Consider the following 24,867-nt stretch of genomic DNA (forward strand, 5'->3'; position numbering starts at 1 on the left):
CGTGAGCATCGCCGCCAAGCATTTCGATCCGCAGCTGGGCATCGACATCCACATGTACGCGGTGCCGCCGTGCCCGTTGCCGACCCCGCACATCGGCCTGGTGCTGGATCCGTTCGACTACATTCCGTTCATCGGCTCGACCATCAAGGTCAACGGTGTGCATCGCGGCACCGCCGGGACCGGCGGCCTGGACATCCACATCCCGCTGGGGGTGTGGGGCCCGCCACTGGCGGCGCCGATGGGCCCGCAGTTCGACGGCGAAGAAATCTTCATGGGCAGCCGTACCGTGTCGGCCGATGGCGAGCCGTTCTCGCGGCTGGCCATGCCAGTGCTGGACTGCAATCTGGCCGGCATGATCAACCCGTTCCGGATGAAGAAGCCGAAGAAGCCACTTCGGGCGATGTCACTGCCGACCGGCCTCAACGTGGCCATTCCCACCAGCGTCAAGGTGGGAGGGCCGCCGACAGTGTCATGGACCGCGCTGGCGTTCCGCGCGGCGTTCGCCGGTCTGGGCAAGCTGCGCAAGAGTGCGTTCTTCCGCAAGAAGATGGATGCCTTTGCCAATTGGCGGCGCGGCAAATGGGGGCATCTGCCGTCGGGCTTCCTGAAGTGCAAGGTGCTACGTGCCGAGCCGGTGGATATCCGCGATGGCAGCGTGGTGGTCAGCCACCAGGACTTCGATATTCCGGGGCGGCTTTCATTCGTCTGGCAGCGCAGCTACGGTTCGCGGCGGGCGGGCGAACCCGGCCAATGCGGCGCGGGCTGGCAGACGCCGGCCGACATCCGTCTGGAGCTGCTGGAAGACGGCAGCGTCTGGCTGTCCGGGCCGGACCAGGCCGCCTTCTTCCCGGAGCTGCCGCCGGCCGATGGCGAGGCCGGAGCGATCCTCGATTTCGTCGACGGCGCGCGCCTGCTGCGACGCCGGGGACAGTGGCAGGTCCGGTTCAAGAGCGGGCTGCGGTATGTGTTCGGCGGTGAACTGCCTGCGGGCGTGAGCGCGCTGCCGAACCCACAGTCCTGGCCGATCGAGCGCATCGAGGACGCGCACGGCAACCACTGGCGGTTCGAGCGTCGCGACGGCCATCTGGTGCGCATCGTCGAGAGTGGCATCGGTGACCTGCAGGGTCGCTTCATCGACGTGGAGGCGCGGCACGGTCGCATCGACCGCATGGCGCTGCATGACCCGGCCACCGGCCTGGTGCATCCGCTGGTGAGCTACCGCTACAGTGGCGAGGGTGATCTGTTGGCGGCGGTGGATGCGCTCGGGGCGCCGCGCACCTTTGCCTACGAACAGCACCGCCTGGTGCGGCACACTGACCGTGTTGGCCTGTCCTTCCACTACGCGTTCGACGCGCAGGGCAGGGTGGTGCATTCGTGGGGCGATGGTGGTCTCTACGATTATCACTTCGAGTACGACGAGCTGCTGCGCGAGACCCGGGTGACCGACTCGCTCGGGCACCTGAGCGTGGTCAAGTTCGACGAGAACCAGCTGCCGCTGTGCGAGATCGATCCGCTCGATGGCGTGACGCTGTTCGAGTACGACGATTTCGGGCGGACCGTGGCGGTGACCGATCCGGAAGGACTGCGAACGGCGTTTGCCTATGATGCGCATGGCAACCTGGTCTGCCTGACCCGCGCCGACGGCACCTCGATCCAGATGGAGTACGACCTGGACGACCACATGGTGTCGCTGCGTACGCCGGATGGCGTCGACTGGCAGCAGGCGTACGATGGCCAAGGCCTGCTGGTCAGCCAGACCGACCCGTTGGGTGCGATCACCCGGTTCGACTACGACAAGCAGGGCCAGTTGCAGTCGCAGACCAATGCCCGCCAGGCAGTGACACGCCTGCGCTATGACCGCCATGGGCTGGTGGCAGCGGTCATCGATGCCCTCGGCCATGAGAGCCGCTTTGAGCATGATCCGCTCGGCAATCTGCTGTGCCAGGTGGATCCGTTGGGACAGGCCAGCCGCTACGAGTACGACGCCAAGGGGCGACTGCTGGCCACTGCTGGCCCGGACGGCAATGGTGTGCGCTGCGAGTACGATGCTGAAGACCAGCTGGTGCGCTATACCGATGAGGCCGGCGCGCAGACGCGGCTGCAGTACGTGGGCATCGGCCAGATCGGCAAGCGCCTGCAGGCTGATGGCCACAGCGTGGAATACCGCTACGACACCGAAGAGCAGCTGGTCGCGGTCATCAACCAGCGCGGCGAAACCTACCAGCTGGTGCGCGATGCGCTGGGACGCATCGTCGAGGAGGTCGACTACTGGGGCCAGTCGCGGCGCTACACCTATGATGCGGCCGGACGACTGACGGCCACCGTGGATCCGCTTGGGCAGCGCATCGCCTTCAGCACCGACAAGCTCGGGCGCATCACCCGCAAGACGTTGCCCGACGTGCGTCATCCTGGACGACAGGTGCAGGAGCATTTCGTCTACGACGTGCAGGGACAGATTGTCGAGCTGCGCAATCCGGCGCGTACGGTGAAGCGCCGTTATGACCCGCTTGGCCGGCTGCTGGAAGAACTGCAGGACGGCTTCCGCGTGGGCTACGCCTATGATGAAGTCGGCAACCGCGTACTGCGCGAGACCTCGGCCGGCAACCGCGTAGCGTTTGGCTATGACCTGCGCGACCAGACCGTATCGGTGGCCATCAATGACGAATCGCCGATCTCGATGGAGCGCGATGCGCTGGGTCGTACCACGCGTGAGCAGTTGAGCCCGCAGTTGCAGCGCGAGTTCACCTACGACAGCCGAAACCTGCTGACCTCGCAGTCGATACTGAAGGACGCTGCGCCGCTGTTCGAGACCCGCTACGACTACGACCGCAGTGGCAACCTGACCCGGCGCAGCGACAGCGCGCAAGGCGTGGACGAGTACCGCTACGACGCGATCGGGCGCCTGCTGCAGCACATCGACCCGAAGGGGAAGGTGGAGCGCTACTTCAACGACCCGGCGGGCGACCGGCTGCGCACCGAGGTGAAGCAGGTGCAGGCGCGCAAGGTGGTGGGCGGCGACGACGATGACCTGACCACCTGGACGCGCGAGGGAACGTACCAGGGCGTGCACTACGTGTTTGATCGGGCGGGCGATCTGGTGCGCAAGGGCGCGCCCCATGGGGATGCGCCGGATGACCTGGCGCTGATCTGGGATGCCAACCATCGGTTGGCGGAGAGCCGCCGCAACGGACTGTCAACGTACTATGGCTATGACCCGCTGGGACGGCGCGTGTTCAAGCGCAACCCGACGCAGACGACGTGGTTCTTCTGGGATGGCAATGCGCTGCTGGGTGAAGTGCAGCAGGCCAACGATGCCGAAGAGGCGGCGCCGGTGTGGGTGGGGAATGTGGCCAGCCTGGTGGAGATGAGGCGGCGGCAGCGGCGGCTGGAGCGGTTGCATGAGCGGGTGCGGGAGTATGTGTACTACCCGGGGACGTTTGTGCCGTTGGCGCTGTTCAGTCAGTGCGGTCACGATGTGACCGGCCTGATGTCTATAGGTCCGCATAGTGCTGTGGGCGGGGAATCTTCAGACTCAGCTCCGCCCCGCCTGTCACCGCCTGCCGTAGTGGAGGGCCCTGTCATTCAGACGAGCCGTTCTGTCCAGCCTGTCAGCGAACTTCGAATTGGGGGCCTTTCAGGTGGCGCATTGGGAGCTGTGGTGCTTGGTGGATCTGCTGCAAGATCTCCAAGGTCAGCGCAACTCCCACTGCATCCTGGTAGCGAACAGTCCGTGGAAACCGGCAGCGCAGCGCGGACTGCAGGCTCCGGTCAGCATGCTGGGTGGTCGCAGCTCTATTTCTATCACAACGAACCCAACGGCGCGCCGACAAGGATCACTGATCGATACGGCATGGTCCTTTGGGCGGCGCGCTACAACGCATCAGGCGGAGTGGAGGCGACTGAGCCTGGGCCACTATGTAACCCGCTTCGTCTTCAAGGGCAGTACTTCGACGAAGAAACCGGACTGCACTACAACCGTTTCCGGTACTTCGATGCGACGTCGGCCAGCTACACCAGCCGAGATCCACTAGGTACGATACCGGGCGTAAACCTTCATGCGTTCGGGCCGAACACAACCAGCTGGATCGATCCATTGGGATTGACAGCACTGGACCACACCGGTGCAGATGGTCAGGGCTACACCATCTATGCTTTGGTTGATCGAAAAAGCGGCCAAGTGAAGTACGTTGGACTCACCGAGCACTCACGCTATTTCGAGCGAATGAATGAACATCAGACCAGCGGCCGCTTGCATGGTGCATTGGAAAGTATCGAGCTGGATGCTGCTGCAAACTATGCTGAGGCACGAGGCAAAGAGCAGTTCTACATAGACACGCATGGCACGATCAAGACATCGCAACGAGGCCAGCCATTCGGTCCAGGCGCGGAGGGCAATCGGCAAGTGGGGTTTGATATCAATCGTACGGATGATCGTGGCAAGGCATTTCGTGCGTACTACGATACCCTCAGTGCCGACTCGCCAGGGTCAAGTGTGAATTTGCCAGCATGCCGAGGGTAATTGAATGCCAAAGAAGTTCAAAGTTGAGGTTGGTGACGTGTTTGCCGTTCCGCTGCCCAAGGGCGGCTATGGAGTGGGTCGGATCATTCATATTTCCGATCGATGGAGGCTGGCGCAGTTCATTGACCTGCAATTGGGCGTCCCGGAAATGACGGATTCGGTTGTTGATTTTGATGAAGTGATGCCCGTTCACAATATCGTGACGCTTCGTATCGAGGATGGCAGTTGGCCTATTCTGCAGAAGGGCGTGATGGATGCATTGCCGGATCTGAAATCGCTGGTCTTCTATCGGGGACTTCCCGCAAAGCGTACTTACGTCAATCTCAGTGGAGAGGTTGTACCTGAATGCCACAGAAGAGATTGTGCCTCGTCCATGCCGCAGTTTGCGGAATACATCGCTGAAGTCCTTGAGGAAGCACTTGCAGGCCGGGTTTAGGCTTGTGTGTATGACTGACGAAGATGTGGAGTTTGTCGGTAGAAAGTCTCAGAGCTGGTGCAGCTCTGGCCTATTGATCTGTTTCCCTCCCGCCAGGTCTAACCTCGTGCTCTGTACGGACTGCTGGCGATTAGTTCGCGGTCTTGCTATCCGCGATGGTGGAAAGCTTCAACGGCCGACTGCGGCAGAAGTGTCTGAACGAGCATTGGTTCCGATCGCTGGCCGATGCAAGGAGCAAAACCGAAGCGTGGCGGCGCTCCTATAACGAGGAACGTCCCCACAGTGCACTAGGATGGAAAACCCCGGAGGAATTCGCCCTGAAACACGGGTCCCATGCGAACTCCAGGGTGCTGTAGCGTAAGCTCCCCCGTCAATTTGACACCTTCAGGGAGTCATATTGGAAGGCGAGAGCACAATCAATAATCGCCGGCTGTCGACAATGAGGTGTATTCATGTTCGATAATCTGGAAAGGTTGGTGGCACAACACCCGCGAGTCAAGGTATTTCCTGGGCGCCAGGTTGAACCTGGCCTTATCCGGGAGGCCGAAGCTGAGCTGGGGATTCCATTGCCTGATTCGTACAAGGAGTGGTTGCTCAAGTATGGGAATCTGAGGGTCGGCGCTTATCCTGTTCTGACCCTTGCGCCTCGGGATGTGCGTGACATTTCCGATAGTGATCTGATCTACAATTTCAGGTTGGATTCCCACGATGGTGAGCTGCCGGTCGGGTATATCTCAATTCATCTGCCGGATACGGATGAATCATTCTATTTCGATACCAGCAAGGGACTGGTTGGCGGAGAGTATCCCATTGTCAGGCGGGATTGGTCTGACGGATCATATGAGCCGTTTGCCAACAGTTTTGTGGGTTTTCTAGAGGAGATTGTCCGGCAGGCTTGATGTGACCTGATTAGCATGAACTTTCAGCACAGATTAGGCTCAACTTCCAAGCGCAATACCCCCATATCCTGATGTTGCCATGTCAACGACAAGAACCTATCACCACCTCAGTGCAGAAAAACGTGCTGTGATCATGATCGAGCGCCAAGATGGTGCCAGTATGCGCAGCATCGTCCGATGTCTCGGGCGCTCGCCGGCAACCATCATCCGTGAGTTACGCCGCCTGTAGATGCCGGCCTGCGACGCGACTGCGACTGGTCACAGGTATCGGCGCTGACGTGAACGATGCTGGCGCAGGCGTCTGCTGGCAGAGGGCACTGCGCTGTATCGGCACGTTTATGATCACTTGGTGCTCCTGCGCTGGTCGCAACGGTGGCAAAGCCGGGCGCGGCTCGGAGAATAAGCGCCCTTTCGTGATCGCCGTGGAGACCACTGAAGACGGTCGCCCACGGCATGCGGCGATCGACCCGGCGCCAGGCCTCACCAAGGCGGCCTTCTCGGACGGGATTCATCCGGGCAAGCGAAGGTAATCCTGCTGTACGTCAATGACACCAATGGGTGTGTTTGACTACATCGATTGACGCCACAACCCGAGGATGCGGCGAAGGGGCGTCAGGCAGGATCAGAAGGTTGCAGCTCTTTTAGAGCCGTCCGTGATTTCGGGGTAGAACCCATGCGCGCATGACAAATCACGTGCTGCGGGGGTACGAACAGGGAATTATGGATGCAGCAGACAACGTGCCCAAGGAGGGCGGATCACTGAATCAGATCCGCGCAGCCCGGGTGACCCGGGTGGATGAATTCGCCGGGGATGCGCTGCGGCATGGAGCAAGCCGCGGGGCTGGTACAGTGAGCACGCCTGCTTCAAGGGCCGCTGTTTCTGCGGCGAGAAACGCCTGCTGATTCAAAGAAGAGAGTATGAATAACAAAGTTGTTCTGATGCATGGCAGACACGAAGCAGCATTCCCGACTCCCGGTGCTGAGCTGGTGTTCTTCAACGCCCCTTTCAACACTGAGAGGCTCGCCCGGATCGAGCAGGTTCATCTCTGGTCACCTCCCGGCGACAAGCTCGAAGCGCTTCCAGAGATCCTCAAGGAAATGCGAGGTCTCAAGACGCTCAGCATAGGGCCGGGATCAATCGCACCGTCGATCATGGATGCGACGTCCCCCCAAGATTGAGTAGCGAAGCGGTTTGGAGTCCAATCCTCAATAACAAGGAGATTGGACGTGAAGAAGCGCTTTTCCGAAGAGCAAATCATCGGCTTCCTACGCGAGGCTGAGGCCGGCATGCCCATCAAGGACCTCTGCCGCCAGCATGGCTTCAGCGAGGCCTCGTATTACCTGTGGCGCAGCAGGTTCGGTGGCATGAGCGTGCCCGACGCAAAGCGGCTCAAGGACCTGGAGGCGGAGAACACACGCCTGAAGAAACTGCTGGCAGAACAGGTCTTCGAGAACGACGTCATCAAGGATGCGTTGCGAAAAAGTGGTGACCGCGCCGGCGCGCAGGCTGCTGGTGCGGAGCATGGTCGAGAAGGGGCTGAGCGAGCGGCGAGCGCTCACGGTCGTACGGATGAGCGCGAGCGCACTGCGGTATGAGCCTCGGCCCGACCTCAACGTTGAGCTGCGCGAGCAGATCGCTGCGCTGGCGCACCGGCACAGACGCTACGGGGTGGGCATGATCCATCTGAAGCTGCGGCGGAAAGGACTTGTAGTGAACTACAAGCGAGTGGAGCGCTTGTATCAGGAAGCGGGCCTGCAGGTGCGTCGCAGAAAGCGTAAGAAGGTGCCGGCAGGCGAGCGCCAGTCCCTTCTGCGGCCGTCCGCCGCCAATGAGGTGTGGTCGATGGACTTCGTGTTCGACCGTACCGCCGAAGGCCGGGTGATCAAGTGCCTGACCATCGTCGACGACGCCACCCACGAGGCTGTGGCCACGAGTGATCAGGACAGACAACGGCAAGGAGTTTTGCGGTAAGGCGATGGTGGCCTGGGCTCACGAAAAGGGAGTTGCCCTGCGTCTGATCGAACCGGGCAAACCGAACCAAAATGCTTACGTCGAGTCCTTCAACGGACGGCTGCGCGACGAATGCCTCAACGAGCACTGGTTCCCGACATTGCTTCATGCCCGCACCAGCATCGAAAGCTGGCGGCGCGACTACAACGAAGAAAGACCCAAGCGAGCGCTTGGCGGGCTAACCCCCGCCCAGTACGCCGCGCAGTTGGCGGCGAAGAACGATAACATCAGCACCGGACTCTAAACCCGCCCACTACTCAAACCGGGGGGACGTCGGTCATACCAAAAACGGTTGGAAACGTGTTCAAGGGAAATATTGAAATACAGTCTACGGAGTTTGAGAGAATGAGTAGGGAGATCGGATCGATCTATCGAGGGGCGGGGACAAACAAGCAGAAATCAGATCGAGCATGGGCCTTGTTGGAGGGCGCATGCAGAAGCTGATTTCTCCCTGTTCGTCTGTCTTCTCATACGATCCCCGATGGGCAGAGGTGCGCCTTGGGGCTGAGCCCGCGCTCTACTACATGGGCGCCAGTTCAAGCTTCTTTGTCGATCAGAATCCAATGGGAGATCGCATTTTGGCTCCTGCTGCAGGTATTGGGGTTGATCAGTCGGTCGGCGCTCTGAGATTGACGTCGACCGATAGGGGCGAGCCCGTCGAGTACGTGGTGTCTGCGGGGTGTGACTTCGACCGTCTCATCTTTGAGCTTGTGCATGCGCTGAAGGATTCAGGTCTAGCGGCAGGCGAGACCGATGACAAAATTGATGTGGCCTGTGAGGGCGGTCTGATCAAAACGTGCTACATCACTCGCGTGTTCGAGGGGGATGCGCCTAGATCGCTTCGTATCGTTCGTAAAGATGAGGGCATTCATGTCGTCATTCCTAGCCCACGATATCAAGCTCGCGTCACTTCCTTGGTGATGAGCGGCGCTGAGCTGCTCATTGGGACCGATGACGGAGCAACCATAAAGCGTAAACTCACTCTTCCTCAGTCCATTCTGATGTTCTTCGCAGGTGTGGCTGAAGAATTGCGAGAAGCTTCCGAGGGTGACTGCAGTTGACAGGATTGTTGATCGCGCTTTGTCGCAATTGGACCTATGGAGTGCAGATGGAAGTGACGTTGAGTGGAAGGATGGGCGGGCCAGAGGTGGGGGTGAAGTATCAAGCTGAAATCGTCCAGGCGCGAGCTAGTTTGAAGTCCGCGTTCGCAGAGCTGTCAATTGATGGTCTGGAAACGATCGATGTCGAACTGTGGATCAGTGGCAGTTTGACGGGATACTGCCCGGAACGGATTTCATCGTCGGCTAGATTCTCTGCCAAGAAAAAAAGTGGTCTGCTTGTTGTCTGTGTTGCAAAGGACGAGGCCTCGTCCATCGACGATGGTATCGCTGCATCGGCAATTGGAGATTGGCTGATCCGCGGTTTCTCAAGTGCGAAGCTGCCTCGAAGTGCCGGTATGATTGATTTCTCGGGTGCTGCTGGCGCCGTGAATCTCTGTTTCGCTTGATTGGTCCGGGAGGCCTGGTGTGTCCTGATTGGGGTTCCTGTTTTGAGCGCCTCGATGAGGTGATCGCTCGATCAGCGCGGGTAAGGGTGTTTCCTGGCCGTGCTGCTTCTCCGGAGCTTATGGAGGATGCAGAGAAGGAGCTTGGGTTGGCTCTGCCCGTTTCCTACAAGGCTTGGCTTGGTGAGTTTGGCAACCTTTTTGTAGGTCCAGATCCCGTTTTCGGTCTCGCAGATGCGGAGAACCGTGACGTGGCTGATGACGACCTTGTCTACAACGCTCGCTTGGTCGAGGAGAACGGCTTTCCCCCAGAAGGCCTGATTCCGATTTTCGTTCCGGAATCGGACGAAGCCTTCTACTTCGATACACGTGAAGGATTGAGGGATGGAGAGTATCCAATTCTGCGGTACGACTACAGTGCCGGGGAGTTCGAGTTCTCTTCGCCATCATTCTTTGACTTTCTGATGGAACTCGTGCGTCACTCAGGTTAAACACGTTCTTGCCTTCTAGTTCCTGGCCTTGCCCTGCCTGCTATGGTGTGGCTGTAGCGCTGTGCTCATACGTCCTGGGTAGCGTGGTAGCTCGGTTGGCGACCTCTCGCGTTGCGCAATCCGGTGCTGACGTTGAAGCGCCACTACGAGCGTGCATTAATTTACTTCATGTGCAGTGTCTTCATTGGTCTCTGTGGTGGTCTTGGATATGCGAAACATTGATGATCAAGAATTCAAGATGGTGTTTGATCGCGGTGGTAGCGTCTTCGAGGCGCTGCGAATAGCGAACAGTAGTTTTGACAATTGTGGAATGTCGTTGTCCAAGCGCCCTTCAAGGATGAGTTCCGTCCGCGATGTCAGAGTCTCGAACTGCAGGGTGATCAACTCTGAGATCGGGCCGACAGTGTTCGAGGATGTCCAGGTCGAAGGGTTGGATGTGAATCCAATTCTCCTTCTCTGGTCCTGCTTCTATAAGAGGGTATGCCTTGCCGGAAAAATTGGGAAACTCAGAGTCAATATCGAGCCCTTCGCGTTCTGCACAGATGCCGGAGTTCTCGCAGAATTTGCGGAACGGCGCGCGGCGTTCTATGCAGGCGTGAACTGGGCTCTGGACATCAGTCGGGCAAGGTTCGTCGACTTTGCCTGCAAAGGTGTCCCTCTCGCTTTGATCCGGAGAGACCCGGAGACTCAGGTGATAGTCCGGAAGCAGGACTTCTCCGGAGTCGATATGCTGGGATCTCAGTTCGCGAGTGCGTTCCCTGAGACGCACACGAGACTGGCCATCTTCGGTGAGTCGATTGCTGAGGAGGTGTTGCTTGTGGTGCCTTTGGCCGCACCAAGGAAGCGACGTGAAGACTGGGCAGGTGGGATCGCAGAGTTGAGGCGTTTGGGTATTGTCTCGGGTTAGGCGAGTTTCCGCTCATGCTCGGCGCTCCTCCCATTGGCTTGTAAAGAGTCTTGGGTGAGTGCCTGTTTCGACGGCATCTCCCCATCCAACCCCATTTGCCCCAGCCACGCGTTGAACCGTCCAACCTCCCGCTGGAGCAGTCCGATGCCCTTCGTCCGCCGCGTGATTTCATCCGTACTGGCCCTGCTGCTCTGCGCTGTCGCCGGGGTTGCCCAAGCGCAGTCCACCAAGGCCGTCCGGCCCGTCCGGTCGGTGCCGTTGCTGCAGGTTGCCGGCGCGGAGCAGCCCGTCGCACTGCGCCAGGCCAGCATCGAGGGCGACGTCCAAGCCGGCATCGCCCAGACCCGCATCACCCTGGAGTTCCACAATCCAAACCGCCGCGTGCTGGAGGGTGAGCTGCAGTTCCCATTGGCCGAAGGCCAGCAGATCACCGGGTTCGCCCTGGATATCGGTGGCGAACTGCGCGATGCGGTGCCGGTGCCGAAGGATCGCGGCCGTCAGGTCTTCGAGGAGATCGCCCGCCGTGGCGTCGACCCCGGCCTGCTGGAGCAGACGGCGGGCAACCAGTTCCGCCTGCGCATCTACCCGCTGCCGGCCGGTGGCAGTCGCCGCGTGCAGCTGGTGCTGCGCGAGCCGCTGGCCTTCTCGGGCCAAGGCTGGCGTTGGACGCTGCCACTGCAGTTCGCCGCCGGAGCTGACTCGATTGAGCTGAGATTGCACGCGCCGGGCACGGTCACTGCTGGTACCGCGCCGTTCCAGATCACGGCGGGGCAGTTGCAGTGGCAGGGCCGGGGCGCGCAGCTGCCGGCACAGCTGCAATGGACCCTGCCGGCCGAACGCAAGCCGCAGGTGCAGGTGGCGCCGTGGCAGGACGGCCACTATCTGCTGGCGCAGCTGCCGGTGCCGATCAGTAGCGCTCCCCGCACGCTGCCCAGCGAGGTCGGCCTGCTGTGGGACGGTTCGGGGTCCTCCGGCCTGCGCGATCGCGCTCGCGAGTTCGCGCTGCTGGACCGCTACTTTGCCGCGATGGGCAATGGCACTGTCGCGCTGACCGTGCTGCGCGACCGCGCCGAGCCGGTCCGCCGATTCCGCATCCGCGGCGGAAACTGGAGCGGGCTCCGCGCGGCGCTGCAGGCGGTGCGCCCGGACGGTGCCAGTGCGCTGGCGCAATGGCAGTCGCAGCCGACGGTAAAGGAATACCTGCTGGTCAGCGACGGCCTGCTGACCTATGGACCGGAAACACTGCCGGCCTTGGCGCCCGACCAGCGCCTGTTCGCGGTCAGCAGCGCCGGTGCCCGCACGGACAGCACGCGCCTGCGCGGATGGAGTGAATCGCACAGCGGCCGCTTCGTCGCCCTGGGGCCGGACGTTGACGCGTCGGCTCGCGAACTGCTGTCTTCGCCACTGGACGTACAGGTTGATGCGGGGCGCGGGGTACAGGACGTGGTGATCGACCGCCGCAGCGAAACCGAAGGCTGGCTGTGGCTGCACGCCCGGTTGGCAGCGGACGGTGTGCCAATGCGGGTGCGCGTCGGCGGCGGCCAGTGGCAGGCGCTGCCGCCAACGCAGAAGGGCAGCGATGGAGCGCTGCTGGCTGGCTTGTGGGCTCAGGCACGCCAGCAGCAGCTGGCGACCGACCGCCGTGGCAACCGCGAGGCGATGCAGCGCCTGTCGCAGCAGTTCAGCCTGGTCGGCCCTGACACCTCGCTGATCGTGCTGGAAACCCTGGACGACTACCTGCGCTACGCAATCCGGCCAGCGGGCGCGTTGCGCGCTCAGTACGACCAGCGGTTCGCACGGCAGGTTGCAGACCGCGACGCCGCCGACCGTCAGCGCCTGGACGATATTGCTTCGCGCTGGAAGGAGCGGCAGCAATGGTGGAGCCGCCGTTGGCCCAAAGGCATGCGCGTGCAGGCGAAGGCGCTGGAGGTGGTCGGTCAGGACGCGCACGCGGCTGCGCCGGTGGCGATGCTCGCAGCGCCTCCACCCGCGCCAGCGCCGATGGCCGTTGCCGCCGGGCAACGGGCAGAGTCCAGCAGCGCGCGCGCCCGTCGGTCGCCACCGCGGCAGGCCCCTGCAGGCCTGGAGGCCGCGATGGATGCCGTTACCGTCGAACCCACGGCGTCCAATGCGCCGGCCGCTGCCAACGACGGTCAGCTCGGCATCCGGCTGGCGGCGTGGCAATCCGATTCACCGGTTGCTCGCCGTCTGCGCCAGGGGCCGTCGTCGCAGCTGTACGACCGCTATCTGGCCGAGCGCGCCGCGAACGCCGACAGCAGTGCGTTCTTCCTCGACGTGGCCGATCTGTTGCTTGAACAGGGGCAGCGCGATCTGGCCCTGCGCGTGCTGTCCAACCTGGCCGAGATGGAGCTGGACAACCGCCATCTGCTGCGCGTTCTCGGCTATCGCCTGCTGCAGGCCGATGCACCGGCACTGGCGGTGCCGGTGTTCGAGCAGGTGCTGGCGATGGGCCAGGAAGAACCGCAGAGCTTCCGTGATCTGGGCCTGGCGCTGGCCGCAGCGGGCAAGCCGCAGCAGGCGCTGGCGCCGCTGTACCAGGTGGTGGTGCGGCCTTGGGATGGTCGCTTCGACGGCATCGCGCTGATCGCCCTGGATGAACTGACCAACCTGGTTGCCGGTAGCACGCCGCGCCTGGATACCACCGGCATCGACCCGCGCCTGCTGCAGGCGATGCCGCTGGACCTGCGCGTGGTGCTGGCCTGGGATGCCGACAACAGCGACATGGACTTGTGGGTGACCGACCCGAACGGCGAGCGTGCGTACTACGGCAACCGCCTGACCTACCAGGGTGGGCAGATGTCGCAGGACTTCACCGGTGGCTATGGTCCGGAACAGTTCTCGCTGCGCAACGCCAAGCCGGGCAAGTACAAGGTGGAGGCGAACTACTTCGGCAGCCGCCAGCAGCTGGTAACCGGTGCGACGACGCTGATGCTGCGCCTGACTACCCATTGGGGCACGCCGAAGCAGAAGGACCGGATGATCACGATGCGGCTGAAGGATCGTGCCGAGACGGTGCTGGTTGGCGAGTTCGAGGTGCGGTAGCGCCGGGCCATGCCCGGCGGCCGGCGCTGTGATCCTGCGTGACGCTCACTGCGCCGTTGCGATCGGCACGCAGCCCGAACAGCGGCCGCAGCCAGCGCACACGGCGCACCAGCAGTTCGTGGATCAGCAGGCAGCCGGCGACGGTGCCGACAATCACCAGCGTCGGCTCCAGCCACGCGCCCAGCTGCAACGGCCGCAACCAGTACAGAAGCACGATCAGCACGGTCTGGTGCAGGATGTACCAGCTGAACACCGCTTCGCGGCAGTAGCCCAGGCCACGCCATGGCCGCGCCAGCAGGACCTGCGCCCAGCCGAAGAGGGTCAGCAGGGCGCACCAGGTGTACAGCGCTCGGCCAACGCGCTCGGTCTGCGCCCACGGCAGCGACAGCACCCACTGCGGCAGATCGCCAACATCGGGCATCCGCGCCAGTGCACGGATGCCCAGTTCGACAGTCAGCCCGGCAACGGCCAGCATCAGGGTCAACCGCCGGCCACGCACCAGCAGATCCCAACCGCGCTGCCACTGCGCGGCGATGAAGCCGCCGAGGAACAGGGGCAGTGATTCGGCGTGGACATACAGGTCATCGACCAGCGCGTGGGTTGGCGGGTGGGCGGGCAGGATCACCAGCAGCGCCCATGCCAGCCATAGCACCGGCAGCAGCAGGCCCAGCGTGGCCACCCAACGGTCGCCCGGATGCAGGCCCGGCAGGCGCTGGCGCAGCGGCCGCACTACGCTGGCCAACAGGATCGCCAACAGCGTGTAGGGGATCAGATAGGCCAGGTACCACAGGTGGTTCCAGGTGAATCCATACGCTGCACCGGTGAAGCTGGCACCCGGCCACGGCCGGAACTGCCAGTAGCGCCACAGGAATGCGCCGAGCCCTGGCGTGACGTCGCCCTTGTCCACCGCTTCACAGTAGGCCTGCAGCGAAACGACCGCGACGATGCCGAACACCAGCGGCAACAACAGCCGCCAGCCGCGCCGCAACGCGAACCGCCACCGGCCGTGCCCGGGCAGGCCCAGGCCCAGTGCAACGCCGGAGATGGCGAACAGCAGCGGCATGCGCCAACGATTCAACGCGATCATCGGCCACTGCAGCCACTCTGCCGTGTGCGCGCTCTTGAGGTGGAAGTCCCATCCGGCCACGTAGGCCATGGCCACGTGGTAGAGGATCAACAGGCCGAAGGCACCGATGCGCAGGGAGTCGAGGTCGTGGCGGCGAGTCATGGCGGTATCCGTGTTGGCGTCCTCGCAGAGTGGAAGTCCTTGCGGGTTGTCGCCAGCAGGAGGGGGCGGCTGGATGCCCTGCAGGGCCCAATGGCGGGGCGAGGGGACGAATGGCGTGCGTCAACAGGGCTGTGGTTGGCGATAATCCAGCAATGGATGAGCACAACCAGCAGGGCCCGCGCGTGCGTGGCGAATCGGTGGGCAGCAGCAGGCAAGGACGGCAGGCAGCCGTGTTCTGGGTCGTACTGTTCCTGGGGACGGCGACGGCCAATGTGCTGGCCAAGGCCATGATCGCGGCGCGCGATGGTCTGCCCTCCCAATGGATGGCGGCCACGATTGACGAGTTCAGCAGCGCGCTGGTGTCGCTGCTGCTGCTGGTGGTGCTGATCCGCGCGGCTTCACGCTGGCCGCTGCACACCGATACCTGGCGACAGCGCTTGGCACCGTACCTGTTGGGCGCGGTCGCGTGGTGGCTGTTGCACGTGAGCGCGATGGTCCTGCTGCGGAAGGCCGCACATGCCGTGCTTGGCAGCAGCTACACCTTTGGTGGCTGGCCGGCGCAATGGTTCTACGAATTCTTCAAGGACATCCAGACCTATGCGCTGCTGGTCTCGGCAGTCCATGCGCTGGCCTGGTTCGGCCGGCGCCGCCAGGGCGAAGCGACCCTGCTGGCCGCGCCCGACGACGGCCCTCCGGTCGAGCCGGTCGAGCGTCCGCAGCATTTCCTGGTGCGCAAGCTGGGCAAGGAGTTCCTGGTCGCCACCGGCGACGTGGAATATGCCCAGGCCGCCGGCAACTATGTGAACCTGCGCGTGCGCGGGCATGACTACCCGCTGCGGATCACCATGGCGGTGCTGGAGGCGCGGCTGGACCCGGCCCTGTTCCTGCGCAGCCACCGCAGCTGGCTGGTCAACAGGGACCAGCTGCGCTCGATCGAGCCGCTGGATGGGGGCGAGGCCTTGCTGCACATGGCCGATGGGGCCAAGGTACCCTGCAGTCGACGACAACTGCCGCTGCTGCGCCAGGCGCTGGCGGGCGGGTGAGCGGACGGACCATACGGTCCGCCCGCCGCCAGCTTACTTCTTGTCCTTCTTGATCATCGCGTCAATGCGCGCTGCGCGGGCTTCCGAGCCCGGGTGCGAGGACATCAGGCCGCCGTCGCTGGACAGCTTGCGGAACATGCTGGCCAGGGCGGCCGGGTCGTAGCTGTGGCGCTTCATGAACTGGTAGCCGTACTCATCGGCCGCGCTCTCTTCCTTCTGCGAGAACTGGGCATTGATGAAGCCTTCGGCCAGTTCGCCGAGCTGGCCCTGGCTGAGCTGGGTCAGGTTGCCGTTGCCGGAGGCGGCAAGGCCTTCGCGGCCGGCAGAGGCGAGCAGGGAGGTGCGCATCTTGGTCTTGCTGTGACCCAGCTTCACGTGGCCGATTTCGTGGCCGATCACGCCACGCACTTCGTCATCGCTGGCCATGTCCATCAGGCCGGTGTAGACGCGGACGCAGCCGTTGGCCATCGCCCAGGCGTTGACGTCGTCGGTGCGGTAGACCTTGAAATTCAGGTTCAGTCCGTCCTCGTTGGCCAGGCCCTGGGTGATCTTGGCCAGGCGCTGGGCGTACGGATCGTTGCCTGCCACCACCTGGTTTTCCTTGTCCATGTAGGCGCAAGCCTGGTCGGCAGCGGCCGAGACTTCCGCGTCGGACAGGGTCAGCGCCTTGCCGGCCTTCAGGCCGGTGCTGGTCAGGCCCTTCAGGTCGAGGGCAGACGCATTGGCGGCCAGCAGGCAGGCGGCCAGGCACAGGGTGGATCGCATGATCGTCATTGAATTGGTGCTCCTTGAATGGGAATGGGCCGCGCGTCCCCCTGTTGCCGCGGCGGTGGGGAAGTCTACCGGTATCGCGTGGCTGCGTGTCCAGACCGGTACGGGCGTGTCTCGCCGCCGGGTGGACGCCTGCGGTATCATTGCCAGTCATCTTTTGAATGCACAACCGCCGACATGATCGAACTGAATCCTGTCCGCCAGCGCATCACCGATCTGACCGATCGCGTGTTGTCGCTCCGGGGGTATCTTTGACTACGACGCCAAGAAAGAGCGTCTTGAGGAAGTAACGCGGGAGCTGGAAAGCCCCGACGTCTGGAACAACGCCGAGTACGCCCAGAACCTGGGGCGCGAGCGCTCGAGCCTGGAAAAGACCGTCGGCGGCATCGCCACGGTGCTGGAGGGCCTGAGCGACGCCACCGAGCTGCTGGAGCTGGCCGAGTCCGAGCAGGACGAGGACACCGCGCTGGCCGTGGTGGCCGACCTGGACAAGCACCAGGCGCACGTGGAGAAGCTGGAGTTCCAGCGCATGTTCTCCGGCGAGATGGACAATGCTGCAGCGTTCGTCGACATCCAGGCTGGCGCTGGTGGCACCGAAGCCCAGGACTGGGCCGAGATCCTGCTGCGCATGTACCTGCGCTGGTGCGAATCGCGTGGCTGGAAGACCGAACTGATGGAAGTATCCGGTGGCGACGTTGCCGGCATCAAGTCGGCCACCCTGCGCGTTGAGGGCGACTACGCCTATGGCTGGCTGAAGACCGAGACCGGCGTGCACCGCCTGGTGCGCAAGTCGCCGTTCGACTCGGACAACCGCCGCCACACCAGCTTCACTTCGGTGTTCGTGTCGCCGGAGATCGACGACAACATCGACATCACCATCAACCCGGCCGACCTGCGCACCGACGTGTACCGGTCGTCCGGTGCCGGTGGCCAGCACGTCAACAAGACCGAGTCGGCGGTGCGCATCACCCATATCCCGACCAACATCGTGGTGGCCTGCCAGACCGGCCGCAGCCAGCACCAGAACCGCGACAACGCGATGAAGATGCTGGCCGCCAAGCTGTACGAACTGGAAATCCAGAAGCGCAATGCCGAGAAGGACGCGGTGGAAGCCACCAAGTCCGATATCGGCTGGGGCAGCCAGATCCGCAACTACGTGCTCGACCAGAGCCGTATCAAGGACCTGCGCACCGGCATCGAGCGTTCGGATACGCAGAAGGTGCTGGACGGTGACCTGGACGAGTTCGTCGAGGCCAGCCTGAAGGCCGGTCTGGCGGTCGGCTCCAAGCGCATCGATGCCTGATGCGTGCCCGGGCGACAGCGGTACCGTCCGCTGCCCGGGCCCTGCGTTGCGGGACGTCTTCGGCGTCCCGCAACGCCGTTGACACCTGCAGGGCAGGGCGATGATGCGCAGTGAAGCCGAACGCAAGGAACTGGGAGGCTTTCTCAAGGCCTGCCGTGCCCGGGTCGACCCCGCAACGCTGGGGCTGCCCGCCGGTCGCCGACGCACGCCGGGCCTGAAGCGCGAGGAAGTCGCGCTGGCGATCGGGGTCAGCGTCAGCTGGTACACCTGGATCGAGCAGGGCCGCGAAGTGCGCGCCTCGCCCGAGGTGCTCGAGCGCCTGGCGCAGGTACTGCGGTTGAGCGACGACGAGCGCGCCTACGCGTTCGCGCTGTCCGGCTATGGCGTGCCGCTGGAATCGCCCGACGAGACGGTGACCGATGGCCTGCGACAGCTGGTGGAGGCGATGCAGCCGATCCCGGCCTACGTGCGCAATACCCGTTTCGACATACTGGCCTGGAACCCGGCCATCGCCGATCTGTTTGTCGACTACGGTCAGTTGGCGCCGCATGAGCGCAATACGCTGCGGCTGATGTTCCTGTATCCGCCGTACAGAACGTTGATTCTCAACTGGGAAGAAATGACCCGCGGGCTGCTGGCCAGCTTCCGCGCGGCGATGGCGCAGGCGCCGGACAAGGCGCCGTTCCTGGCGCTGGCCGAGGACATCGGCGCGCACAGCGAGCAGTTCCGCCAGTGGTGGCCGGAGCATGACGTGCGACGTTTCGACGAGGGTGCGAAGAAACTGAACCATCCCACGCGCGGGCTGCTGGACCTGCAGTACGTGGCGCTGGTGCCGGAGAGCCGGCATGACCTGTCACTGGTGACCTACCTGCCGCGAAGGTAAGGGGTTGTTTGGCAGGGCTTGCAGCCCTGCACCTGCTGTAGTGCCGGCCGCTGGCCGGCAACATCAACATCAACAGCAACAGCAACAGCGGGCATTCCGTGGGATGGCGGGGCGGTGTCGGATTGCGGGGACGCCGCAAGTACGTCCGTGTAGGCTTGGCCGCGGCATCCATGCCGCGGACACCCCGCACTCCGACACCGCCCCACCTCTGACAGATCTCCGCGGCTGTTGGTAGGTGTCGACCTTGGTCGACACGTTGATCCACGCCATGCGTGGATGCTTTTCGGTTTCAATTCGAGATAGTCGATCTCGATGGAAATTCATCCACGCATGGCGTGGATCTACTGGAGGCGCCGGGTTGGGTCTGGAGAAGAGCCCCCTGAGTCAGGGGGCGGCCGCGAAGCGGCGGGGGTATGGGGGCTGGTAAGTGGGGCCCGCGGTTCGCGTAGCGAAGCGTGGGAGCGGCAGCGCGCATGCGATGGCGCGTACCCGGGCGCAGCCCTGCCGGGAACTCCCAACCCCATTCAGGCAGGTAAGTACAGGTCACAGGATACGCAGACGCCTTGTTGCTGCCATCGATCGGGTCCACATTCGTTGTCAGGAAACGGGCAGCCGCCCGTTGTCGAGACAACAGGAGACCTGCATGTCCGCTTCCCCCGCAGCCCCCGCTGCCATTTCCCGCGATCCGGCCACCGGCCAGCAGATTGCCAGCCACCCCTTCGCCACCGACGCCGAGCTGGACGCCATCCTTGACCGCGGCCAGGCCGGTTTTGCAGCCTGGAGCGCGCAGTCACTGGAACAACGCGCCAGCGTGCTGCGTGCGATGGCTGCCGTGCTGCGCCGCGACCGTGGACCGCTGGCCGCGATGGCCACTGCCGAAATGGGCAAGGTCCAGGCCGAGTCGCTGGCCGAGATCGAGAAGTGCGCGGTGCTGTGCGATTGGTACGCCGACAACGGTGCGGCGTTCCTGCGCGATGAACCCACCCCGGTGGCCGACAACAAGGCCTATGTCTCCTACCTGCCGCTGGGCGTTGTGCTGGGCATCATGCCGTGGAATTTCCCGTACTGGCAGGTGATGCGCGCGGCCGTGCCGATCCTCATGGGCGGCAACGGCTTTCTGCTGAAGCCGGCCGAGAACATCGTCGGCACCGCCGGGCTGCTCGCCGCTGCGTGGCGCGATGCGGGCCTGCCGGACGGCACCTTCATCGCCGCCAACATCAGCCGCGAGGGCACCAGTGCCGCCATCGCCGATGACCGCATCGCGGCCGTGACTCTCACCGGGAGCGTCGCCGCGGGGCGCAGCATCGCCGCGCAGGCCGGGCAAGCGCTGAAGAAGGTGGTGCTTGAGTTGGGTGGCTCGGATCCGTTCATCGTGCTGGCCGACGCCGATCTCGATGCCGCGGTCGATGCGGCTGTTGCCTCGCGCTTCCAGAACACCGGGCAGGTGTGCATTGCCGGCAAGCGCATCATCGTCGAAGACGCCGTGTACGAGCGTTTCGTGGCGTTGTTCTGCGAGCGCGTACAGGCGCTGACCGTCGGCGATGGCCGCGAGGCCGGCAACCGGATCGGACCGATGGCCCGGCAGGACCTGCTGGAACAGCTTGATGCACAGGTACGCGCCTCGGTCGAGGCCGGTGCGCAGTTGCTGGTGGGCGGCAAGCAGCTCGATCGCCCCGGCAGCTTCTATGCCCCCACCGTGCTGGCCGGCGTCGAGCCGGGCATGCAGGCCTTCGACACCGAGACCTTCGGGCCGGTGGCGTCGATCAGCCGCGCGCGCGATGCCGACCATGCGGTGGAACTGGCCAACCAGAGCGAGTTCGGCCTGAGCGGCAATCTGTGGACGGGCGACCACGCCCGTGCGATGCAGCTGGCGCGCCGGCTGCAGACCGGTGGCGTGTTCGTCAACGGCTTCTCGGCCTCCGATCCGCGCGTGCCGATCGGCGGCGTGAAGAAGAGCGGCTTCGGCCGCGAGCTGTCGCACTTCGGCATCCGCGAATTCGTCAACGCGCAGACGGTGTGGTTCGACCGCCGTTGACGCGGGCCATCCAACCTTCCTGTCAGCATCCCTGCAACGTTCCATCATCACGCATTGCGAGAAGGACGTCATTCCATGTCCAAGGGTTCCGATCTGCTCGTCGCCGCACTCGAGAACGAGGGCGTCGAGCGCATTTTTGGCATTCCCGGTGAAGAGAACCTCGATGTCGTCGAGTCGCTTCGCCACTCCAGCATCGAGCTGGTCATCACCCGCCATGAACAGGCTGCCGTGTTCATGGCCGCCACCTACGGCCGCCTGACCGGCAAGCCCGGCGTGTGCCTGGCCACGCTCGGCCCGGGCGCGCTGAACTTCACCACCGGTGCCGCCTATGCGCTGCTCGGCGCGTGGCCGGTCATCATGATCACCGGGCAGAAGGGCATCGTGGCCAGCAAGCAGGCGCGCTTCCAGATCGTCGACATCGTCAGCACGATGAAGCCGCTGACCAAGTCGGCACGGCAGATCGTTTCGGCGCGCACCATCCCCACCATCGTCCGCGAGGCCTTCCGCACGGCGTTGGAGGAGCGCCCCGGGCCGGTGCTGCTGGAACTGCCCGAGGACATCGCGGCGATGGAGGTCGAGGACGTTGCACTGATCCCGCCACACCCGGTGGATCGGCCGATCGCCAGTCCCGAGGCGCTGGACCGTGCGGCGCAGATCATCCGCCAGGCCAAGCGGCCGCTGCTGGTGATCGCGTCGGCGGCGTCGCGACCGCAGTCCAGCGAGGCGCTGTCGGCCTTCGTGCTGCGGGCCGGCATCCCGTTCGTCACCACGCAGATGGGCAAGGGCGCGGTGGCCGGTGGCTCGGGCCTGTACATGGGCACGGCGGCACTGAGCGAGCGCGACTACGTGCACATGGCCATCGATCAGGCCGATGTGATCGTGACCATTGGCCACGAGGTGACGGAGAAGCCGCCCTTCGTGATGCGCCCGGGTGGCCGCACGGTCATCCACATCGGCTACTCGCAGGCTGCGGTGGAGCAGGTGTACTTCCCGCAGGTGGAGGTGATCGGCGATATCGGCCGCTCGCTGACCCTGCTGGCCGACCGTATCGAGGGCAAGGTGGACAACGCCGCTGCACTGCTGCCGCTGCGCGCGACGATCCTGGAGCACATCGCCGACCGCGCCGAAGAGGCTGGTTTCACGCCGCAGCGGCTGGTGCATGACGTGCGCCAGGTGATGCCGCCGGATGGCATCGTGGCGCTGGACAACGGCATGTACAAGATCTGGTTCGCGCGCAACTACCGTACCCAGGTGGCCAATACGCTGCTGCTGGACAACGCATTGGCAACGATGGGCGCGGGGCTGCCGTCGGCGATCATGGCCTCGATCCTGTACCCGCAGCGCCGCGTGCTGGCGGTGTGTGGCGATGGCGGTTTCATGATGAACAGCCAGGAGCTGGAGACCGCAAGGCGGTTGGGCCTGAATCTGGTGGTGCTGATCCTCAACGACGGCGCCTACGGCATGATCCGCTGGAAGCAGGCGGTGGATGGTTTTGCCGACTACGGCATGACCTTCGGCAATCCGGATTTCGTCAAGTACGCCGAGGCCTATGGCTGCCAGGGGCACGAGGTGACGGCGATCGAGCAGTTCATTCCGACCCTGGAAGCGGCCTTCACCGCGGGCGGCGTGCATCTGGTGTCGGTGCCGGTGGACTATTCGGAGAACCAGCGGGTGCTGGTGGATGAGCTGCGGCAGGCATTCCCGGGAAACGGGTAGGTGTCGCCCCCCCGAGCCCGGTAGGTGTCGACCCCCGAGCCCGGTAGGTGTCGACCTTGGTCGACACAGTAGATCCAGACCATGCGTGGATGCCTCCCCATGCCCGGCGCGGTAGAGCGCCAACCAAGGTCGGCGGCTACCAGGGCGGTGGATCGAGGTTGACCGACTGCGGCAGGCATTCCTGGGAGCCCGGTAGGTGTCGACCTTGGTCGACACGGTGGGCGCCAACCAAGGTTGGCGGCTACCGGAGCAGGGGCGGCCCGAGGCCGGGGCAGGGCGCTTTTGGTATGCTGGGCGACCGGCTGCGCCGGGCGCAACACTCCCCTCACTACACGATTCCCGCAGATCCATGAGCGAAGCTACCGATACCCCCCCCGTCGACGAAAACAAGTTGATCGCCGAGCGCCGTGAGAAACTCAAAGCGCTGCGCGGGCAGGGGATCGCGTATCCGAACGACTTCCGTCGCGAGGACTTTGCCGGCCAGCTGCAGGACGAGTTCGCCGATGCGGAGCAGTGGACCGCCGAAACCCTGGAAGGCAACGGCCGCCAGGTGAAGATGGCCGGTCGCCTGATGGCCAAGCGGGTCATGGGCAAGGCCAGCTTCGCCCAGATCCAGGACGAATCGGGCCGCATCCAGCTGTTCCTGCAGGGCAGCGTGCTGGGTGATGCCTACACCGCCTTCAAGGGCTGGGACGTGGGCGACATCATCGCTGTCGAAGGTGGCCTCACCCGCACGAAGACCGGCGAGCTGTCGGTCAAGGCCGAGTCGATCCGCCTGCTGACCAAGTCGTTGCGCCCGCTGCCGGACAAGTGGCATGGCCTGGCCGACGTCGAGCAGCGCTACCGCCAGCGTTACGTCGACCTGATCGTGACCCCGGAGTCGCGTGCGGTCTTCATCAAGCGCTCGAAGATCATCCGGGCGATGCGTGCGTGGCTGGACAACCGCGACTTCCTCGAAGTTGAAACGCCGATGATGCATTACATCCCCGGCGGCGCCGCGGCCAAGCCCTTCACCACCCACCACAACGCGCTGGACCTTGACCTGTACCTGCGCGTGGCGCCGGAGCTGTACCTCAAGCGCCTGACCGTCGGTGGCCTGGAACGCGTCTACGAAATCAACCGCAACTTCCGCAACGAAGGCGTCAGCACCCGCCACAACCCGGAATTCACCATGATGGAACTGTACGAGGCCTATGCCACGTACAACGAGATCATGGACCTTACCGAGGGCGTGATCCGTGACGTGGCGCTGTCGGTGAACGGCACCACCGTGGTGGAGTGGGACGGCGCCAACATCGACCTGGGTCCGGCGTTCCGCCGCTGGCGCATGGACGAGGCGGTGCGTCACCACAACCCGGAAATCTCCGCGGCCGACTGCACCGACCGTGACGCGCTGCTGCGTCATTGCGAGCGCCTGAAGATCCGCGTCAAGCCGTCCTACGGTTGGGGCAAGCTGCTGCTGGAGATCTTCGAAGCCACCGTCGAGCACACCCTGATCCAGCCGACCTTCATCACCGATCACCCGGTGGAGGTCTCGCCGCTGGCCCGCGCCAACGACAACGATCCCGGCTATACCGACCGCTTCGAACTGTTCGTCAACGGCAAGGAACTGGCCAACGGCTTCTCCGAACTGAACGACCCGGAGGACCAGGCCCAGCGCTTCCAGGCGCAGGTGGCGGCGAAGGAAGGCGGCGACGACGAGGCCATGCACTACGACGCCGACTACATCCGTGCGCTGGAGTACGGAATGGCGCCGACCGGCGGCCTTGGCATCGGCGTCGATCGGCTGGTGATGCTGCTGACCGGCAGCAGCTCGATCCGCGACGTGCTGCTGTTCCCGTACATGCGTCCGGAGCAGTAACCGTCGTTTTTGGCGTCCGTTTGTGCGCGTCGTCTCGGTTTGAGACGGCGCCATTGACGCGCCCCGCACTCGGCGTATCGTTGTTGCACAACCTTGACACTGGCTATGGCTTGATGGCGTCAGGGGAGGCCGCGATGTGGAGAATCCGCTTCACATTGTGACGACGATCATGAATCGGGGGGCTTGTGACGGGAGTC

The 24,867-nt window shown here is 63.8% G+C and carries 17 protein-coding genes and 3 pseudogenes; 18 read left to right on the top strand and 2 right to left on the bottom strand.

Annotation, left to right across the window (positions count from 1 at the left end; genetic code table 11):
- The first annotated feature begins 1 nt into the window (after position 1).
- The 11 genes and pseudogenes from LMF57_RS09300 (at position 2) to LMF57_RS09350 (ending at position 13,830) form a co-directional block, all read left to right on the top strand.
- Positions 2-4,519 (top strand): RHS repeat-associated core domain-containing protein, encoded by a 4,518-nt coding sequence (locus LMF57_RS09300; protein WP_229291277.1) that lies wholly within the window; start codon positions 2-4, stop codon positions 4,517-4,519.
- A 4-nt stretch (positions 4,520-4,523) separates the two neighbouring features.
- Positions 4,524-4,955 (top strand): Imm26 family immunity protein, encoded by a 432-nt coding sequence (locus tag LMF57_RS09305; RefSeq protein ID WP_117310311.1) that lies wholly within the window; start codon positions 4,524-4,526, stop codon positions 4,953-4,955.
- Positions 4,956-5,104: 149 nt separating this feature from the next.
- Positions 5,105-5,311: pseudogene (locus tag LMF57_RS09310) on the top strand (transposase); the annotation flags it as partial.
- Positions 5,312-5,407: 96 nt separating this feature from the next.
- Positions 5,408-5,854, top strand: coding sequence for an SMI1/KNR4 family protein (locus LMF57_RS09315; protein WP_117310312.1), 447 nt, complete (start codon positions 5,408-5,410; stop codon positions 5,852-5,854).
- A 918-nt stretch (positions 5,855-6,772) separates the two neighbouring features.
- Positions 6,773-7,033: a hypothetical protein gene (locus tag LMF57_RS09320; protein ID WP_162887641.1), complete on the top strand. Its 261-nt coding sequence runs from the start codon at positions 6,773-6,775 to the stop codon at positions 7,031-7,033.
- A 48-nt stretch (positions 7,034-7,081) separates the two neighbouring features.
- Positions 7,082-8,109 (top strand): annotated as a pseudogene (locus tag LMF57_RS09325) (IS3 family transposase).
- 187 nt (positions 8,110-8,296) lie between these two features.
- Positions 8,297-8,926 (top strand): hypothetical protein, encoded by a 630-nt coding sequence (locus LMF57_RS09330; protein WP_162887642.1) that lies wholly within the window; start codon positions 8,297-8,299, stop codon positions 8,924-8,926.
- Positions 8,927-8,973: 47 nt separating this feature from the next.
- A complete protein-coding gene (locus tag LMF57_RS09335; protein WP_117310317.1) occupies positions 8,974-9,372 on the top strand; it encodes an Imm12 family immunity protein in 399 nt (132 codons plus the stop codon).
- A gap of 17 nt (positions 9,373-9,389) precedes the next feature.
- The gene (locus LMF57_RS09340) at positions 9,390-9,860 is read left to right on the top strand and encodes an SMI1/KNR4 family protein (protein WP_162887643.1); all 471 of its coding nucleotides are present in this window, start codon (positions 9,390-9,392) and stop codon (positions 9,858-9,860) included.
- Between the two features lie 310 nt (positions 9,861-10,170).
- On the top strand, positions 10,171-10,767 hold the full coding sequence (locus LMF57_RS09345; protein WP_229291278.1) for a hypothetical protein: 597 nt from the start codon (positions 10,171-10,173) through the stop codon (positions 10,765-10,767).
- 144 nt (positions 10,768-10,911) lie between these two features.
- Entirely contained in the window at positions 10,912-13,830 is a 2,919-nt protein-coding gene (locus tag LMF57_RS09350; RefSeq protein WP_117310319.1) for a VIT domain-containing protein, read from the top strand.
- A gap of 67 nt (positions 13,831-13,897) precedes the next feature.
- Here the strand turns inward: LMF57_RS09350 and LMF57_RS09355 are convergent.
- Positions 13,898-15,058, bottom strand: a pseudogene (locus tag LMF57_RS09355) (acyltransferase family protein); the annotation flags it as partial.
- 152 nt (positions 15,059-15,210) lie between these two features.
- Here LMF57_RS09355 and LMF57_RS09360 point away from each other — a divergent pair.
- Positions 15,211-16,101, top strand: coding sequence for a LytTR family DNA-binding domain-containing protein (locus LMF57_RS09360; protein ID WP_117310321.1), 891 nt, complete (start codon positions 15,211-15,213; stop codon positions 16,099-16,101).
- 33 nt (positions 16,102-16,134) lie between these two features.
- Here LMF57_RS09360 and LMF57_RS09365 read toward each other — a convergent pair whose 3' ends face one another.
- Positions 16,135-16,875: a M48 family metallopeptidase gene (locus LMF57_RS09365; protein WP_229291279.1), complete on the bottom strand. Its 741-nt coding sequence runs from the start codon at positions 16,873-16,875 to the stop codon at positions 16,135-16,137.
- Here LMF57_RS09365 and LMF57_RS09370 point away from each other — a divergent pair.
- The 6 genes from LMF57_RS09370 to lysS all read left to right on the top strand — a co-directional run bounded on the left by LMF57_RS09370 (position 16,865) and on the right by lysS (position 24,670).
- Positions 16,865-17,053 carry a hypothetical protein gene (locus LMF57_RS09370; protein WP_162887644.1) on the top strand — a complete coding sequence of 63 codons (189 nt, stop codon included), beginning with the start codon at positions 16,865-16,867 and terminating at the stop codon, positions 17,051-17,053. The two genes, LMF57_RS09365 and LMF57_RS09370, sit on opposite strands and share 11 nt — an antisense overlap.
- Positions 17,050-18,175 (top strand): peptide chain release factor 2 gene (gene prfB / locus LMF57_RS09375; protein WP_117310323.1). Its coding sequence is split into 2 segments (ribosomal slippage): positions 17,050-17,124 and positions 17,126-18,175, totalling 1,125 coding nucleotides; the frame shifts between segments, so codons are not numbered across the junction. Before LMF57_RS09370 ends, prfB begins: the two co-directional genes overlap by 4 nt.
- 100 nt (positions 18,176-18,275) lie before the next feature.
- The gene (locus LMF57_RS09380) at positions 18,276-19,058 is read left to right on the top strand and encodes a helix-turn-helix transcriptional regulator (protein WP_025874707.1); all 783 of its coding nucleotides are present in this window, start codon (positions 18,276-18,278) and stop codon (positions 19,056-19,058) included.
- A gap of 643 nt (positions 19,059-19,701) precedes the next feature.
- Positions 19,702-21,093: an NAD-dependent succinate-semialdehyde dehydrogenase gene (locus tag LMF57_RS09385; RefSeq protein ID WP_117310325.1), complete on the top strand. Its 1,392-nt coding sequence runs from the start codon at positions 19,702-19,704 to the stop codon at positions 21,091-21,093.
- Between the two features lie 75 nt (positions 21,094-21,168).
- On the top strand, positions 21,169-22,809 hold the full coding sequence (locus LMF57_RS09390) for an acetolactate synthase large subunit (RefSeq protein WP_117310326.1): 1,641 nt from the start codon (positions 21,169-21,171) through the stop codon (positions 22,807-22,809).
- Positions 22,810-23,158: 349 nt separating this feature from the next.
- Positions 23,159-24,670 (top strand): lysine--tRNA ligase, encoded by a 1,512-nt coding sequence (lysS, locus tag LMF57_RS09395; RefSeq protein ID WP_117310327.1) that lies wholly within the window; start codon positions 23,159-23,161, stop codon positions 24,668-24,670.
- Positions 24,671-24,867 lie beyond the last annotated feature (197 nt).

The organism is Stenotrophomonas sp. SI-NJAU-1 (assembly GCF_020883215.1).
In the GTDB taxonomy this organism is placed as follows: domain Bacteria; phylum Pseudomonadota; class Gammaproteobacteria; order Xanthomonadales; family Xanthomonadaceae; genus Stenotrophomonas; species Stenotrophomonas indicatrix.